The organism is Enhygromyxa salina (assembly GCF_000737335.2).
Lineage (GTDB): Bacteria > Myxococcota_A > Polyangia > Nannocystales > Nannocystaceae > Plesiocystis > Plesiocystis salina_C.
The window spans coordinates 12,705-28,306 of the sequence record NZ_JMCC02000056.1 but is presented as its reverse complement, the minus strand read 5'-3'; the positions used below and the strand labels follow the sequence as shown (position 1 = coordinate 28,306).

Sequence of the window (15,602 nt, the reverse complement as noted above, 5' to 3'; positions counted from 1 at the left end):
AAATCTAGCTGAGCCAATTAGACTTCGGAGACTCCACACTCAAGAAGTGTTTCAGATCATCCAGGATTTCAGCATCGACATCTGGAGCCAAGAGACTCCGAACCCCTGCTTCAAGTCGCCTATTTGCCTCCTTTACTACCTTGTGAAATCGACGCGACAGTGCATTGACAAACATATGATCAAAAGCAACCCCCTCATCTCCCTTTTCTTTCAGCGCTGGCACTTTTTGGGCATCTGGCTTCGTCAGCCAAGCCCCTGTATGGACGATGGAATGCCTCAGTTGCCAGAGAACCCTCAGTGTCGCCACATCATCATTAGAGAAAAAATCCATTTTCATGCCAAATGCCTTAAACCTTGAGTTGACCGCATCGGGATCATGCCATGACGGCAATGCGTCTGCAACTGAAAGGCCAACCGGAGCCTGCGCACCGCGATACGCACACAGCCGCTCTAGGCTCAAAGAAGGATTGTTTAGCTTTTTGGATATTGCCAATGGTGTCATCTGTACGAAATGGCGGCTTCGCTCGAACACACCAGCAAATAGCCCCTTCTGGTATGTCTCGAAGTGCCCCATCGTAGTCGCCAGGACAGCTATTCCAATGTAGCGCAGACTATCGTCGCTGTCCTTATTGTACTGCCCATTCTTCTTCTTAACGAATCGATTTCGGCATAACTCGAAGGCATCGAACGCCTCGCATACTGACCTCAAGAATGCTGATGCGGGGGTGCTCATGTAATCGTCGAGCGACGTTGCCTTGGCCGCGGGAGGAACCAGATAATCTTCGACCTTTTTCTGTGGGGCACCGCGCTTCGGCATCCCATATAATTGCGACCAGATGCAAAACGATCAAGGAGTATACTCACAACAACCGTCCCTTTCGAACAAAAAGCTGAGAGTCTCACTCAAGTCCTGACCTAGGTTCGGAGTCTTGGGTCGATGTGAAACTGGCTGCGGTCGCTGGGGGATCCGGCCGCGACGAGCAACGAGCACGGAGTCATCTGCGGAGCCGCGCACGCTCGCTGAGGCCCATCATGACCATGTAGGAGCCCACGAAGTCGCCCACCATCGCCGCTGCCTCCCGCACCGCCCAGGCCACCGGTCTGCTCGTCCAACACTGCCCATTGGGCCCATAGGCCGTCTCGTACCCCGCGCCTCGGGTGCCAACGAGGCCGCGCACTCGATGAGCACGTCACTAACAGCGGGGATGATCGACGTCAACGAGCGGTGACGGCGAGCTCCACAAAGCGGAGCAGACCCGAAGGGGCTGCTAGCCTCGCAGCACGTCGGCGAGGGTCTCTTGCATGGCCCGCGCGCTCTCGAACCGCTTGTCGGGATCCTTGGCCGTGGCCTTGCTGATCACCACGTCCAGCCCACACACCAAGGTCGCGGGGTAGCTGTCCGGCAGGTACGTGCTCGGCGGCGCGGGCACGCGCTCGCGCTGGGCCGCGAGCAAGCCTTGGAACGGCCCGCTCATCAGATCCGCAAAGGGATGCCGGTTGGTCAGCGCCTCGTACAGCGCCATGCCGGTCGCGTAGACGTCTGCGCGCGCGTCGACCTGGCGGCCGTGCTGGGTCTGCTCCGGGGCGATGTAGCGCGGGTCGCCCACCAGGTGCTGCTCGGTGCGCGGCTTCGAGAGATCCAGCGCGACCCCAAAGTCCAGCAGCTTGCTGGTCACGAAGTTGGTGTTGGGATCGCGGGTCACGAACAAATTCTCGGGCTTGACGTCGCGATGGATCACGTTGCAGTCGTGGCTGTACTGCAGGGCCCCCAAGATCTGGCGAAACACGTCGGCGAGCAGGCGCAGCGGGATCTGCTGCTCGCGCCGCCGCGCGCGACCGATCAGCGTGCCCAGGTCTCGGCCCGGCAAGAACTCCATCACGAACCACGAGAAGCCCTGCCCCGGGACCCCAACCAGATCGAACACCCGGGCGATCGAGGGGTGACAAAAGCGTGCGCCCCAGATCGCCTCGCGGCGGAATCGATCGCGCTCCGACTCGGGCACGTCCGGCTTCATGACCTTGAGCGCGACCGCCCGCTCGAGCACCGGGTCCCAGGCCCGATACACCCAGCCCATGCCGCCCTCACCGATCAGCCCTTCAATTTGGTACTGCTTGGTGTGCGCGAGCATGGTCCCGGCCATGAGCTGCTCTTGATCGGGATCCAGCAACCACGACGGCGTCACCAGCTCCCGCTGGGGCCGCGCGCGATCGGCTCGGGCGCGCTGGCTCGGCGGCTTCGCGGGCTTGGTGGTCGTGCGAAGCAGCGAGGCCGGGATCACCGTGGTCATGGCCCAAAAGTACGGACATGAGCCGCGATCCGCGAAAAACTGGCGAAAACAACCGGCGTGTGGGATCGGCTGACATACGTCCCTTCCACGACCGGGCGTCTCGAGCCCCCCCGTGCGTTGCGGTGCGCCGTGGTGTGGATCAAGCGGCTGGCACGGAGAGTTCGTGCACGCCAGCCACGATTGTCTCTGGAAGATCGATCGGGCCTGCGGATGTCTCGATGCGGGTTGGGCCTGCGGGGAGCGGCTTCCATCCCTCCGCCCAGATTGTCCGCTCGCTAGCCCGGACGACCACGATCTCCGGCCTGGCAGCGTAGAAAAGCGCGGGTGATCCATCGACTCCCAGATGGACCTCCGAGACCGGCCCCGATGCGCTCGTCAGCACGAACACCGCGAGCCGATCGAGCGCCGCCTCTAGCGGATGGAGGCTGTGCCCTCGCTCCCGAAGCCAGCGCTCGACCTCGTCCGCGTCGCCGCCGTGGTAGAAGCTCTCGACCCGTTGGTTGACGTCCACTGCGGCCCAGGCGAGCTCGCGATCGCTGGCGACCAGCTCGCACAGCAAGCCCAGGAGATCGAGCGCGTCGTCCCAGTCGGCGTGCGCCTCGGGTTCCTCGACGGCGTCCCAGAACTCGCCAAGGTCACCGCGGTGGGCGGCGAAGAACCAAGTGAGTTGAACCTCGCGACCCGCCGCGGGCTGGCCCGTCAGCGCTGGCGGGAGCGCTTCGGGGCGACACCACACCACAGGGCCGCGGATGGTCTGATGGAGGGGGGTAGCCGGCCAGATCTCGGCAGCGGCGGCGCAGCGGCAGGGCCCCGGGGCGAGCTCCCGCATGGCTTCATAAAGTTTGGACGCCTGAGCCACGTCGACGTCATGGGCGGCGAGCCAGGGCTCGTAGGACGACGCGTCGTGCTCGCAGGGCTCTTCCGCGGCCTCCAGCCAGTCGGTGAACGAGGCCCACTGCTCGGCCGGGATGATCTCGCAAACAGTGAGCCGTGCCTCGAGTCGCTGCATGGCGCGGAGTGTACCGATTCGCCGGGCGACAACAAGCTGCACGTACACCTACCCCGCGCCAGCTTCAATCACCGGACGAAAGAACATGCACGCCTCTGGCATTTCCTCGTCCGCCTTCACCTGGCCAAGCTTGCAATCCCACCCGCGCAGCGCGTCCATGGTCTCGATCAAGACCTGCGCAGGCACATCGTTCTCGGCGCTGATCGTGACCACGGTCTCGCTTGGGTAGGCGCTCTTGAAGTCCAGCGCGATCGCCCCGAGCGCGGCGTAGTCGTAGCGATCGTAGTCGTCCGCGGCCGCGTTCGGCTTGGCCAGCGGGATCGTCGGCGCGCTGCTGTCGAGGGCCTTGCCCGCGTCCGCGCCCTGTTGCTGGGCCGCGCTGCTGACCCGAAACCCATCGGAGAGGATGAAGACCTTCAGCTCGAGCTTCTTGGTGTCGTCGGGCGGCTTGGGCTCGGTCGTTGGCGCGTCCGTGTGCTTGGGGGGAGAGATCGCGACAGCGGCCATGCTCGCGACTTCCATCGCTAGGAGCAGGGCCGGTATCAACAAGAACATGATGTTCATGACGGGAAGGACGTTCGCTTCGCTGATCGCTACTTCCTCGGAGTTTCGTGGACGGCGTGGCATCGCGGGCTGGGTCAACTCAGCCCGGCGTTGGTTCCACCGCTGGACACATTCAGTGGTCCCCGCTCAGCCCCCGCTCAGCCCCCGCTCAGCCCCCGCTCAGCCCTGTGGGTCGGGCAGGCACAGCCCCCCACCCTCGATCTGGGCGTTGGTGCGGTAGGTGTTGAGCGTCTCCCAGTTGTCGATCGGCTGGACGGGGATGGTCCCGTCCTCGCGCACGTTGGTCACGTAGTAGGCGTGCTGATTCCAGATCCGGCGGGCTTGGATCCACCGATCTTCGACGTCGCGGATCACCTGCAGGGCCGGCTGCGCCGACATCGAGACCACCAGGATCTCTGCCGAGCCGTCATTGTCGACGTCGGCCACGGTGGGGTACTCGGAGATCGTCGCGCTGCCCCGCGCCTGCTGCAACAACACGGCGCCGGTCTGCCCGTCGTAGATCCGCATGAATTGCTCGTCGGCGTACATCGCCTCGGCCACCCCGTCGCCCAAGAAGTCGAAGGCCGTGCCCCCCGCCGCGCCAGAGTTGTCCGAGACCATCGCCTGCCACAGCACGTCGGCGTTGAGCGGACCCTGGTAGACGGAGTAGAACTGCCGCGAAGAGCTGGCCATCTCCGCGATCCCATCACCGTCGAAGTCGTGGATCGTGCCCGGCCGCTGCCACACCAAGTACGCGCCCGCGGCGACCCCGGTGGGCGTGACCGGGCCCCACTTGATCGTCCCGTCGTGCTCGACCAAGAACAAGCCCTGGCCCGAGGTCACGAAGATCTCGGGCTCGGGGTCGTCATCGAGGTTGCCGATCTGCGGGATCGACTGGCCCGTGATGGTTGGATAGTTCTCGAAGTACACGCTGCCATCAAAGTGGTAGGCCGAGTGCCCGGTGACGACCTCCATCAGCCCGTCGCCGTCTAGGTCGACGCCCACGCTGGCCTCGAGCTCGCCGGGCGCGGGGTTAATGTGCTCCCACAGCAAGAACCCGTCGCTGTCGTAGACCTCGTGGTTGAAGATGATCTCGGGATCGCCGTCGGCGTCGAGATCGTGAATCGCAATCGCCCCCGACTGCCGATAAAACTGATTGGCCGCGCCGCCGTCGGTCGTGTTGGTCCACTTGACCGTGCCGTCGTGCTCGAAGGCCTTGAGCCGAAACACGCCGCCGGGGCTGTTCCAGACCGTGACGAGCTCCGGCAGCCCGTCATTGTCAATGTCGCCAAACGCCGGGGTCGCCACGCACGACACGTGCTCACTGGGCGGAATGTTGAAGTGCTCGACCCCCGTCTCGCCATCTAGAAAGTGCACATAGCAGTCGGTGCCATAGCTAATCGAGGTATTCGAGACCAAGATCGCGTCGGGGACGTCGCACAGATCGATCTCGCCGTCGTCGTTGTCGTCTGTGAAGTTGCCGACCAAGGGCGTGACCCAGCTCTTCTCGTTGGCGCCAAAGGTCCACTGAATGTCGGGCTCGAAGCTGTCGGGTGGCGCCGACTCCTCGCACTCGCCGACGGCGTTCATGTTGTCGGCGACCTTGCACTCGTCCACGAAACCGCCAGTGTCGTCGGCGTCGGGGATCGTCATGTCGAACTTGATCGGCCCGGTGTCGCCGTCGCCAGGATCACCGTCGCCGTCGCCATCACCGTCGCCGTCGCCGTCACCGTCACCATCCCCCTGGTCGCCGCCGGTCGTCTCTGCGCTCGTGATCACGATGTCCTCACCGCTGTCGCCGTCGGCCTCGGACTGCTGACCACCGCCACAGGCGGCGAGCGAGAGCGCGGCGACGATCAGGGTCGAGCGAGCAGGCGATGACGTATCCATGCGCGCACGCTAACACCTGCGCGACCCGTGTCGCAGCTCATTACTGCAGATCGCCAAGCGCCACGCAAAACCCCACGCTAGCTCCGCCATCCGCCAGGTTTTTTGCCCACGCGCGGCCGCCATGGGCCACCGCCACGCGCTCGACCAGCGACAGCCCCAACCCCAGCGAGCCACCCCGTCGCTCGCGTCCCTGCACGAACGAAGCGAACACCCGCTCGGGCTCGCCCTCGGCGAAGCCGGGCCCGCGATCCTCGGCGCAAAAGCACAGCTCCCCCGGCTCGCCGTCGTAGACCCGCAGGGCGACCAAACCACGACCGTGCGCGCGAGCGTTCGTCAGCAGGTTGGCCAGCGCGCGACCGAGCAGCGTGGGATCGCCCGACACCTGCTCGACCTCGGACTCGACCTCAATCTTGCTGGCGTCCTCACCCACGCGCTCGAGCGCACGCACGGCCAGCTCGACCGGATCGAGCGGCCGCCGCTCGACACGAGCGAACTCGAGCCGGGAATGCGCGAGCAGCTGGTCCACGAGGGCGTCGAGCTCGATGACCTCGCGCTCGAGCTCGTCGAGCATGCCCGAAGGCGCCGCCTCGCCAGCTTCGCGCGCGGTGTCGATCAGCACCCGCAAGTGCCCCAGCGGCGTCCGCAGCTCGTGCGAGACCCCGGCCAGCAGCTCGCGTTGATCCGCGAGTTGCTGCTCGATCCGAGCAGCCATGGTGTTGACCGCCTCGGCCAAGACCGCGACCTCGCCCCCGTGGCCGCGCCCCCTGCCCCGTCGTCCCAACCGTCCCAAGCGCATCCGACGATCCAGCTTGCCCTCGCCGATGTCGCGGGCGACCGACACCAACTCGACCAAGGGCCGCGTGACCGCCCACGCGATCCCGCCCGACGCGATCCACAACACCATCGCCCCGCCACCCAGCGCCAGCGGCAGCGCGAGGCTGGATGGCTCGACCAGCCCATGAATGGCGTAGCCAAGGCCAACGCTGATCAGGATCGCAAACCCAAACCAGCCAAACAGGCGGCGGCGCAGGCTGTGGTGCACCCACCACACGAAGCGCGACGGCCGGGCTCGCCGGCGACGGTGGCCATGCGCACGTCCAGGTCGCCCAGCTCGACCAGCTCGACCAGCTCGACCAGCTCGACCAGCTCGACCAGCTCGACCCCGCGGATCGCAGTGATCGGGCTCGCGCTCGGCCGACGTCACCCCTCACCTCGCCCGAGCACGTAGCCAACCCCGCGGACCGTCTTGATCTTGTCGTGACCGCCCAGCTTCTTGCGCAGCTTCGACACGTGCACATCAACGGTCCGCTCGCCCACGCTGGTGTCGTCGCGGCCGGCCTCGCGCAGCAACGCCGCGCGCGGCACGACCCGCCCAGCCCGGCGCAGCAACGCGACCAGCAGATCGAACTCGAGCCCCGTCAGCTCGACGAGCTCGCCCTCGACCCGGACCTCACGGGTACCGAGCTCGGCCACGACGCCATTGGCCGACAACCGCTCGCTCCCGACCAACGGCGCCATCCTGCGCAGCACCGCCCGCAACCGCGCAAGCAGCTCGCGCGACGAGAACGGCTTTGAGATGTAGTCGTCGGCCCCGAGCTCGAGACCGACGACCCGATCCGCCTCGTCCCCGCGCGCCGTCAGCATCAACACCGGGATCGCGCTGCGCTCGCGAATCCGACGCAGGACCTCGAGCCCGTCCATGCCCGGCATCATGCCGTCGAGCAGCACGGCGTCGTGGGTCTCTTCGCCCAGGGCTCGCAGACCCGTCGCGCCGTCGCGCGCGTGCTCGAGATCGACGCCGTTTTGCGTGAGGTAGCCCGACAGCAGCTCGAACAGCCGGGCGTCGTCGTCGATCAGGAGCACGCGGACCATTGCGGCTCACATCCTATAGGGTCCGAACCCGCCGCGGTCGCCGAGCCAGCGCGACAGCTGCTCGCGCTGGTTGGGATCGAGGACATCGTGGATCTTGGCGAGCGCCCCCACGACGGCCTTGCGGGCGCTGGCCAGCAGCTCGTCGTGGCGCGCGAACAGCTCGCCCATCCGCTCCTCGTCGAGGCGCTCGGTGCCGAACGCCGCGCCAAGATCGCCGCGTGATCGTTTGGCCTCGTCCTTCAGCGATCGCAGCTCGCGGAACAATTCCCGCGTGGCGTCGTGCATGACCTCCTCCTGCGCCGGGCTAGCCGCGACCCGATCAGCAAACATAGCGACCCAGCGGGCCGCGCCTCGTGATCCAAAGCCCGAACGCCCCCCACCCCAGTACGGCCCGTGCGCTCCCCACCCACCGCGGCGATGACGACCGCCATGCTGATCACGCGACCCGCAGTGTCCTGCATGGCGTCCGTGACGGCCGTGACGGCCGTGACGGCGAAAGTACGCGCAAATTCCAAATGCTGCTGCTGCTCCGATGATGATTCCGATCATGTGTTCATGTCTCCTGGACCGCAGCTTGAACAGCGAGTGTTAAGTCCAAAGACCCGAGAACATGAAGAAGTGTGAAGCGCGCTCGTGCATGAACTGGCTGTCACTCCTGGCCCGAAGATCGTCCAACGGGTCGAAAGACAGTAGGGTCGAAGGACCGTTGAATGGTCGAGAGATCGATTGATGATCGCGGGTGGTCCGAGCCCGGTAGCCTCGCGTATGCTCTGGGCATGGTTCGTCGGGGGGCAGCGTGAGCGAAGGCGTAGCGATTGAAGGTCGCAACGCACGCGCCAACCATGGCGACGCGGGCGTCAACGAAGACAACGCGCGCGTCGACACCCTGCACGGGTACGCAATCCTCGACAGCGAGCCAGAGCCGCGCTTCGACGCGCTCACCAAGATCTCATCGCTCGCGCTCGATCTGCCCGTCACGTTGATCACGCTGGTTGACGCCGCGCGCGAGTGGACCAAATCGGCATACGGTGTCGAGCTCGCGTCGCTTCCGACTCAGCTGGGTTTTGGGTCCGCCGCGATCGCAGCCAGGCAGCTGCTGGTGATCGAAGACATCAGCACCGACCCGCGCTTCGCCGCTCACCCCCTCGTCACGGGGCCGCTGCAGCTTCGGTTCTTCGCGGGTGTGCCGCTCGAGGTCCGCTGCGGTCACCAGATCGGAAGCCTGTGCGTGTTCGGGCAGACACCGCACGCGGTGACCCCACGCGAGACCGAGCTGCTGCTCGCGCTCGCCGGCCAGGTCGTGCAGATGCTCGAGCTGCGTCGCACGGAATCGGAGCTCGAGGGCGCCGTCCAGAGCATCCGCACGCTGGCCACGCTCATCCCGATCTGCTCGCACTGCCGCAAGGTCCGCGACGACGAGAACCACTGGTCAACGCTCGAGCGCCTGGTCCAGGCCAAGACCGGCAGTCGCTTCACCCATGGCATCTGCCCCGACTGCGTCCGCGAGCACTACCCCGACGCCGCCGACGAGCTCCTGCGCCTGGGCAAGTGAGCTCAGCTCGGGCGAGGCCCAGGGCGCGCAACTCGCTGCGCGCGGCCCAGTGTCGGTGATCTCGATGACCTCGATGATCTCGGTCTGTTTTCAGCTCGGGCGAGGGCTTCTCGCCCGCTTGCGGACAGCTTCGTAGACTGGTTCACCGCGGGCAGCGAAGTGTTTCGGGCGCTGACGTGCATTCGCTCATTGCAGCGCACGGCTCACCCTGTCAGCATCCCCCGTCCCTCGGAGCACGACCTTGAGCAATTCGACCGCCGTACCCAGCCAGCAAAAAGGCCACCCGCCCGGCCTCTACGTCCTGTTCTTCGCCGAGATGTGGGAGCGCTTTTGCTACTACGGCATGCGGACGCTGCTGGTCCTGTATCTGACCAAGGAGCTGCTGATGGCCGACAAGCCGGCCTACGGCATCTACGGCGCCTACACGGCGCTGGTCTACGCGGCCCCGGTGCTCGGCGGCAAGCTGGCCGACGAGCTGCTTGGCTATCGCCGCGCGGTCGTGATGGGCGGCATTCTCATGGCGATCGGCGAGTTCATGCTGGTCTTCAACGGCCAGATGCCCGACAGCAACATGCTGCTGTTCCTGGGCATGGGCACGATCATCGTTGGCAACGGCTACTTCAAGGCCAACATCTCGTCGATCGTTGGCAAGCTCTACGCAGACGGTGACGCCCGCCGCGACTCTGGCTTCACGATCTTCTACATGGGCATCAACATCGGCGCCGTGCTCGCGACCACGGTCGTCGGCTACGTCGGCGAGGTCTACGGCTACGTGTGGGGCTTCGGCCTCGCTGGCGTCGGCATGCTGGTGGGCATCGGCATCTTCATGGGCGGCCAGGGCAAGCTGCAGGGCCTTGGCCACCCGCCCGACGCCAAGAAGCTCATGGAGCCGTGGAAGGGCCCGCTCAGCCGCTGGCACGTGACCGTGCTGGGCTCGCTGGGGATCATCCCGATCTTGTACTTCCTGCTGGTCAGCGAGGGCGCGGTCGCGGCTGCAGGTGACAACGCCGCCGGTTGGGTCAACGCGGTCGCCACCATCCAGCAAAAGGTGTTCTTCGGGTTCAGCTTCGTCGACGTGCTGCTCGCGGTCACGATGACGATCGTGGTCATCAACCTGCTGCGCGGCGCGAGCGAGGCCGGCAAGAACGCCCCGCCCGAAAAGCGCACCGTTCAGCGCGACCGCATGATCGTGCTGTTCATCCTGATGGTGTTCAACATCATGTTCTGGGCCCTGTTCGAGCAGGCCGGGACCTCGCTGACGCTGTTTGCCGACCGCGCCGTGGACCGCCAGATCGATCTGATCAACTGGGAGCTGCCCACCACCAACACCCAGGCATTCAACCCAGCGTTCATCATCATCTTCGGCAGCGTGTTCTCGTGGATGTGGGTCAAGCTCGACAAGAAAAACATCAACCCCAACATCCCGCTCAAGTTCGCGTTTGGCCTGATCCAGCTTGGCTGCGGCTTCCTGGTCTTGCTGGTTGGCGCGGCCATGGTCGGGCCCGACTACAAGGTCGCGCTGGTGTTCTTGGTGCTCATGTACCTGCTGCACACCACCGGTGAGCTGTTCATCTCACCGATCGGCCTGTCGATGGTCACCAAGCTCGCGCCCGCGCACCTCACCGGTACCGTGATGGGCGCGTGGTTCCTGAGCTTCGCGTTCGCCAACAAGGTCGCCGCCGGGCTGGCCAAGCTGACGGGCGCCGAAGAGGGTGCCGGTGATGGCGCAGAGATGGCCGCCCAGGAGGTCATGAACACCTACGTCGGCACCTACCAGACGTTTGGGATCGTGATCGTCAGCGTGGGCGTGGTGCTGATCTTGTTGTCGCGCTGGCTCAACAAGATGATGCACGGCGTCAAGTAGCGTGGGTTCAGCGCGGGCGAGGTTTCTCGCCCGCTCGCGAGCGCCTCACTGCTACCCTGCGAGCATGCTGTTGACCGTGCTCCGCTCGATCCCCTGTGTCTGCTTGGCCACCGCGCTCGCCGCTTGCGGGAGCCCGCCGGGCGAGGACGTGGGTGACGGCGAGACCGCGGGGACCGAGGACAGCACTGACAGCAGCGGTGACGGTGACGGTGACGGCGATGGCGACGGCGATCCACCCGACCCAAATCCCGAGATCATCTGGCTCATGGAGGACGTCGTGTTCTACGACGGCTACGCGGCGACCGTCGACGAGCCCGTACCCGAGGGCGTACTGCGGCACAGCAACTCGCTGCACGCGATCAAGCTCAGCGACGAGCAGCTCGCGTCAATCCAGAAGACCCTGAAGATCGGCGTGATCGTTGGCGCGCTGTGCGACAACTACGACCGGATCGGCGCCGTGCACCTGGCCCTGGTCCCCAAGGGCGCGCAGACGTATGTGCCCGCGGATGTGCAGCGCCTGGAGGTGGCGCGCTTCATCACGCCGTTCATGAACATGAACAAGTCGCCCAAAGAGGTCCCCTATGAGTTCGAGGTCGACAGCGTCGTGCCGATCTTGAAGAGCCCGGAGCTGCTCGCTGCGTACGACCTGTGGTTCGAGCTGAGCATCTTTGGGGTCCCCTACGCCGCCAACAACGAGGTCCCCGGGTGCGAAGGCCGGATCGACACGCAGCTTGGCTCGCTGCTGCTCTACACGGACAGCATGGAAGAGCCCGAAGACTTCAATGTGTTGCTGCCACTGGCAAACAGCGAGTCCTTCAACAACTACGCCGAGGGTGCCAGCGACGCGATCGGGACCACGCGCAAGACCGTCAACTTCGAGCTCCCAGCGGACACGGCCAACGCACAGCTCGTGCTGATCACCTCGAACCACGGCGCGAACGCCGGGGGCGAAGAGTACAATCGCCGCGAGCACTACGCATACATCGACGGTGAGCTGGCGCTGCAGTACAAGCCAGGGCGCGACACCTGTGAGCCCTTCCGCATCTACAATACCCAGGGCAACGGCATCTACGGGCAATTCCCCAAGTCTGACGCCGAGTGGCAGTCGTTCAGCAATTGGTGCCCCGGTGACGTGATCGACATTCGGATCATCCCGTGGGGCCCCGCTGACGCTGGCGCCCATGAGTTCGTGATCGACGTCCCGGACGCGGTGTTCGTGGACGGCCAGGGCAACATCCCGTTCTCGCTCTACGTCCAGGCCCAATAGCCCGGCCGGGTGTGGCTCAGGCGGGCGACTGCGCGGCCTTGCGCGGCCACAGCTTGGTCACCAGCGTCACCAACGCGAGCACGATCGCCCCCGCCAGCACCCCAGCCAGCGCGTTGAACAGCTGCGGCACGATCCAGCCCGCGAAGCCGCCGAGCCCAGCCGCCCACGTGGTGACGGACTCGAGCAAGTGGTGCAGCGGCGGGATGCCGTGGGTGAGGATGCCGCCGCCGACCAGGAACATCGCCGCGGTCCCGGCGATCGACAAGAACTTCATCAAGTACGGCGCCGCGTTGACCAAGAACCGACCCGTGCGATTGGCGAGCCCGACCAGCCGGCCCTCACCCTCGCGCCGGGTCAGGTACAGGCCAACGTCATCGAGCTTCACGATCCCCGCGACCAGTCCGTACACGCCCACCGTCATCAGCACGGCGATCCCAACGAGCACGCCGACCCGAACCGGAAACGCCTCGGCCGACACGGTCCCCAGCGCGATCACGATGATCTCGGCCGAGAGGATGAAGTCGGTCTTCACCGCGCCCTTGATCTTGTCGCGCTCGAGCGCGACCAGATCCACGTTGGGATCCACGACAGCTTTGGCGAGCTCGGCCTTGTGTGCCTCGCGTTCGGGCTTGGGGTGCAGGAGCTTGTGCGCGAGCTTTTCGACGCCCTCGTAGCAGAGAAACAGCCCGCCCAGCACCAGCAGCGGCGTGATCCCCCACGGCGCCACCGCGCTGATCAGCAACGCCGCCGGCACCAAGATCGCCTTGTTGACCATCGACCCCTTGGCGACCGCCCACACCACCGGCAGCTCGCGGTTGGCCTTGACCCCCACGACCTGTTGCGCGTTGAGGGCCAGGTCGTCACCTAGCACCCCCGCCGTCTTCTGCGTCGCAACCTTGGTCAGGGCGGCGACGTCGTCGAGGATCGTCGTGATGTCGTCGAGCAGGGCGAGGAGGCTGGATCCGGGCATGGCGTTCCGTGCGGACCGCGATAGTAGCGGATGCCTCGCCGCCGTACAGCGCTCGGGGTCCTTCGTGGTGTGCGCTCCGATGTAAGCGGGCCCAGCTCTGCCTGCGTTGGGCCGCGGCGAACCCCAGGAGCATCCAACATGCGCGCCCCGATCCCCCTCTTGTGTCTGATCTTCGCTTCAACTAGCGCCTGCGCTGCCAAACACAGCGCGCCCAACTCCCCCGACTACTACGATTCGTATCCAGGCGACGCCGCCATGCGTGCCGATGACGGCAGCCTCGCTGGCCCGGCCCCCACAGCTGGTGGCGCCCCCAGCGTGGAGATGGCGCCCGCGTCCACCGGCGCCCTGCCAAGCTCCGTGTTTGGGGCGCCAGCGCCCACCCAGATCACCGCCGCCCCCGATCAGGCCGAGCCCGCGATCGAGCCGCTCGACACCGTTGGGGCCGACGCCGTCGATCAGATGCTGATCTTCACCGGTCAGCTGGCGATCAAGGTCGACTTTTCTGTCACCGCCAAGACCATTGACACCGCCGTGGGTCTCGCCGTTTCCTCGGGCGGCTACGTCGCCCAGATGACCGACACCACCTTGACCTTGCGGGTCCCGTCCAAGCGCTTTCGCAAGGTCATGTCGCAGCTCGAGGGCCTTGGCGACGTGTTGTCGCGCGCCGTTCAGGCCCTCGATGTGTCCGAGGAATACCACGATCTGCAGGTCCAGCTCGACAACCTCAAGGCCACGCGCGGCCGGATCGAGAAGCTGCTGGCCCAGTCCAAGGACCTGGCGCAGATCCTGACGGTTGAAAAAGAGCTGCAGCGGGTGACCGCCGAGATCGACCACATTGAAGGCCGGATTCGGTTGTTGTCCTCGCAGGCCGCGTTCTCGACCATCTCGATCGCGTTCAGCGAGCGGCCCGAGCAGCGCGAGGTCAAGATCGCCGCTGATGACGGCGCGTCGACACCCGCCAGCCCGCCGCGCACCCTGTCCACCTCTGCCGACTGGATCTCCAACGTTGGCGTCAACAGCCTGATGAACTTTGGCAACTAGCCGCAAGGATCACGACAATGAAACGCTCCCTATTGATTGTCACTGCGATCGTCTGTCTGCTTGGCGGCTGCGCCACCACGACCCTCGCCACCCCAACTGGATTCGCCGCCCACGACGAGGGCAAGACCTACGACTTTCGGGCAAGCGACGGCGAAGGTGTGGTGATCGCCGTGCGGACCGAGAAGAACCGGCCCAGCGGCGACCTGCTCTATTGGTCCGCAACCTTGGACGTACAGCTACGCAAGACCGGCTATGAGCCGCTGGACCGGGTTGACGTGAAATCGGCCGATGGTCACGCGGGCAAGCAGCTGCGCTATGTGCTCCACGATGGCGGCCGCGAGATGGTGTATTGGCTGTCGGTGTTCGTGACGGACGCTCGGGTGGTTGTGGTCGAAGCTGGCGGTGATGCAGCGTTCTTCGAGCCCAAGGCCGCGCAGGTCGAGGCGGCGATCGGGTCGCTGAACGTGGGCTGACAAGCGCGCAGCGTGGCTCGGGGCGGCTCGGGGACCGTCATCCTTGCAACACTGCGCCGTATCCGAGATCATCGCGCGATGATCGACGCTGCGGACGACACAAAATTCCAGCGAGCCGGGCTCAGGCTGCCAAGAACCAAGCTCATCGGTGTCATCGCAACATCGATCGCGCTCACAATCGCGGCCTGCGCAGGCCACCGCCCAGACGCTTCAGGCCCGGAGCAGGCCGCAGCCCCCCCACCCCGCTCCAACGATCCGTGGGTCGCCGCGCCCGAGCTCGAGTCTTCCGCCCAGCATGACGTCTCGCTCTCGCTCCTCGCGCTGTGCGATCACGTCATTCAATTGATGAAGCGAGAATTGGGTGACGAGTTCACCGCGATCCCGGTTAGCGAGATCGAGGAGATTCGAGCTTCATGCGTGAACGAAGCAGGCGTGGAACGGGCGCAGGTCGGTGAGGCCAAGTTCCGTCAGCAAGCGGACTGCGTCCTCGCCGCTCGCACATTCGCCCAATTGGAGGCGTGTGATGATGAGCCTGACGACGGTACGCCGACCAACACAGAGGTTTGCGTCCATCTCATGGAGATCCTGAAGCACGAGATGGGCCCTCCCAAGCCCGGCGCCCGGCAGCCAACGCAAGAGGAGATGCAAATGCACACGGACAAGTGTGTGGTCGACCTCGAAGCAGAGAGGGAAAAGCGCGGCGCGGCTGCGTTCTCGAGGCAGATGAGGTGCATCATGGAGGGGTCGACTTTGGATGAGCTGATGACCTGCGACGAGCAGACTCGGTCGCCCTCCGAGTAGCGCCCCGCGTGCTGGGGGCGTGCTCGCGGGCC

15 protein-coding genes are annotated in these 15,602 nt (G+C 65.5%); 6 read left to right on the top strand and 9 right to left on the bottom strand.

What is annotated here, in order from left to right:
• Nucleotides 1-4 precede the first annotated feature (4 nt).
• The 8 genes from DB30_RS21175 to DB30_RS43425 all read right to left on the bottom strand — a co-directional run bounded on the left by DB30_RS21175 (nt 5) and on the right by DB30_RS43425 (nt 8,151).
• Complete coding sequence (locus DB30_RS21175; RefSeq protein WP_146659927.1) at nt 5-817, bottom strand: hypothetical protein; 813 nt, start codon at nt 815-817, stop codon at nt 5-7.
• A 451-nt stretch (nt 818-1,268) separates the two neighbouring features.
• The gene (locus DB30_RS21170; RefSeq protein WP_052551807.1) at nt 1,269-2,288 is read right to left on the bottom strand and encodes a serine/threonine-protein kinase; all 1,020 of its coding nucleotides are present in this window, start codon (nt 2,286-2,288) and stop codon (nt 1,269-1,271) included.
• A gap of 139 nt (nt 2,289-2,427) precedes the next feature.
• Complete coding sequence (locus DB30_RS21165; RefSeq protein WP_052551804.1) at nt 2,428-3,297, bottom strand: hypothetical protein; 870 nt, start codon at nt 3,295-3,297, stop codon at nt 2,428-2,430.
• Nucleotides 3,298-3,345: 48 nt separating this feature from the next.
• Entirely contained in the window at nt 3,346-3,924 is a 579-nt protein-coding gene (locus DB30_RS21160) for an ExbD/TolR family protein (protein WP_146659922.1), read from the bottom strand.
• Between the two features lie 96 nt (nt 3,925-4,020).
• Complete coding sequence (locus DB30_RS21155; protein WP_052551799.1) at nt 4,021-5,730, bottom strand: FG-GAP repeat domain-containing protein; 1,710 nt, start codon at nt 5,728-5,730, stop codon at nt 4,021-4,023.
• Between the two features lie 40 nt (nt 5,731-5,770).
• Nucleotides 5,771-6,772: a HAMP domain-containing sensor histidine kinase gene (locus DB30_RS21150; RefSeq protein ID WP_165703869.1), complete on the bottom strand. Its 1,002-nt coding sequence runs from the start codon at nt 6,770-6,772 to the stop codon at nt 5,771-5,773.
• Between the two features lie 158 nt (nt 6,773-6,930).
• Nucleotides 6,931-7,602 carry a response regulator transcription factor gene (locus DB30_RS21145; protein WP_052551797.1) on the bottom strand — a complete coding sequence of 224 codons (672 nt, stop codon included), beginning with the start codon at nt 7,600-7,602 and terminating at the stop codon, nt 6,931-6,933.
• A 6-nt stretch (nt 7,603-7,608) separates the two neighbouring features.
• Nucleotides 7,609-8,151, bottom strand: a complete 543-nt coding sequence (locus tag DB30_RS43425; RefSeq protein WP_146659918.1) for a periplasmic heavy metal sensor — start codon at nt 8,149-8,151, stop codon at nt 7,609-7,611.
• 247 nt (nt 8,152-8,398) lie between these two features.
• Here DB30_RS43425 and DB30_RS21135 point away from each other — a divergent pair, with 247 nt between their 5' ends.
• From DB30_RS21135 to DB30_RS21125, 3 genes are all read left to right on the top strand, one after another.
• On the top strand, nt 8,399-9,154 hold the full coding sequence (locus DB30_RS21135; protein WP_052551793.1) for a GAF domain-containing protein: 756 nt from the start codon (nt 8,399-8,401) through the stop codon (nt 9,152-9,154).
• A gap of 241 nt (nt 9,155-9,395) precedes the next feature.
• Nucleotides 9,396-11,018: a peptide MFS transporter gene (locus DB30_RS21130; RefSeq protein ID WP_052551791.1), complete on the top strand. Its 1,623-nt coding sequence runs from the start codon at nt 9,396-9,398 to the stop codon at nt 11,016-11,018.
• A gap of 64 nt (nt 11,019-11,082) precedes the next feature.
• The gene (locus DB30_RS21125) at nt 11,083-12,285 is read left to right on the top strand and encodes a peptide-N-glycosidase F-related protein (protein WP_146659916.1); all 1,203 of its coding nucleotides are present in this window, start codon (nt 11,083-11,085) and stop codon (nt 12,283-12,285) included.
• A gap of 16 nt (nt 12,286-12,301) precedes the next feature.
• Here the strand turns inward: DB30_RS21125 and DB30_RS21120 are convergent, their stop codons facing one another.
• Nucleotides 12,302-13,255: a DUF808 domain-containing protein gene (locus tag DB30_RS21120; protein WP_052551789.1), complete on the bottom strand. Its 954-nt coding sequence runs from the start codon at nt 13,253-13,255 to the stop codon at nt 12,302-12,304.
• 138 nt (nt 13,256-13,393) lie between these two features.
• Here DB30_RS21120 and DB30_RS21115 point away from each other — a divergent pair, with 138 nt between their 5' ends.
• The 3 genes from DB30_RS21115 to DB30_RS21105 all read left to right on the top strand — a co-directional run bounded on the left by DB30_RS21115 (nt 13,394) and on the right by DB30_RS21105 (nt 15,570).
• Nucleotides 13,394-14,296 (top strand): DUF4349 domain-containing protein, encoded by a 903-nt coding sequence (locus DB30_RS21115; RefSeq protein ID WP_052551788.1) that lies wholly within the window; start codon nt 13,394-13,396, stop codon nt 14,294-14,296.
• A 17-nt stretch (nt 14,297-14,313) separates the two neighbouring features.
• Nucleotides 14,314-14,769: a serine/threonine protein kinase gene (locus DB30_RS21110; protein ID WP_146659911.1), complete on the top strand. Its 456-nt coding sequence runs from the start codon at nt 14,314-14,316 to the stop codon at nt 14,767-14,769.
• Between the two features lie 78 nt (nt 14,770-14,847).
• Entirely contained in the window at nt 14,848-15,570 is a 723-nt protein-coding gene (locus tag DB30_RS21105; protein WP_052551784.1) for a hypothetical protein, read from the top strand.
• Nucleotides 15,571-15,602 lie beyond the last annotated feature (32 nt).

What these genes read in the sequence shown, in the direction of transcription:
- DB30_RS21175 (WP_146659927.1), bottom strand. Translation starts at nt 817, where the DNA reads ATGCCGAAGCGCGGTGCCCCACAGAAAAAGGTCGAAGATTATCTGGTT.
- DB30_RS21170 (WP_052551807.1), bottom strand. Translation starts at nt 2,288, where the DNA reads ATGACCACGGTGATCCCGGCCTCGCTGCTTCGCACGACCACCAAGCCC.
- DB30_RS21165 (WP_052551804.1), bottom strand. Translation starts at nt 3,297, where the DNA reads ATGCAGCGACTCGAGGCACGGCTCACTGTTTGCGAGATCATCCCGGCC.
- DB30_RS21160 (WP_146659922.1), bottom strand. Translation starts at nt 3,924, where the DNA reads ATGCCACGCCGTCCACGAAACTCCGAGGAAGTAGCGATCAGCGAAGCG.
- DB30_RS21155 (WP_052551799.1), bottom strand. Translation starts at nt 5,730, where the DNA reads ATGGATACGTCATCGCCTGCTCGCTCGACCCTGATCGTCGCCGCGCTC.
- DB30_RS21145 (WP_052551797.1), bottom strand. Translation starts at nt 7,602, where the DNA reads ATGGTCCGCGTGCTCCTGATCGACGACGACGCCCGGCTGTTCGAGCTG.
- DB30_RS43425 (WP_146659918.1), bottom strand. Translation starts at nt 8,151, where the DNA reads ATGATCGGAATCATCATCGGAGCAGCAGCAGCATTTGGAATTTGCGCG.
- DB30_RS21125 (WP_146659916.1), top strand. Translation starts at nt 11,083, where the DNA reads ATGCTGTTGACCGTGCTCCGCTCGATCCCCTGTGTCTGCTTGGCCACC.
- DB30_RS21120 (WP_052551789.1), bottom strand. Translation starts at nt 13,255, where the DNA reads ATGCCCGGATCCAGCCTCCTCGCCCTGCTCGACGACATCACGACGATC.
- DB30_RS21115 (WP_052551788.1), top strand. Translation starts at nt 13,394, where the DNA reads ATGCGCGCCCCGATCCCCCTCTTGTGTCTGATCTTCGCTTCAACTAGC.
- DB30_RS21110 (WP_146659911.1), top strand. Translation starts at nt 14,314, where the DNA reads ATGAAACGCTCCCTATTGATTGTCACTGCGATCGTCTGTCTGCTTGGC.
- DB30_RS21105 (WP_052551784.1), top strand. Translation starts at nt 14,848, where the DNA reads ATGATCGACGCTGCGGACGACACAAAATTCCAGCGAGCCGGGCTCAGG.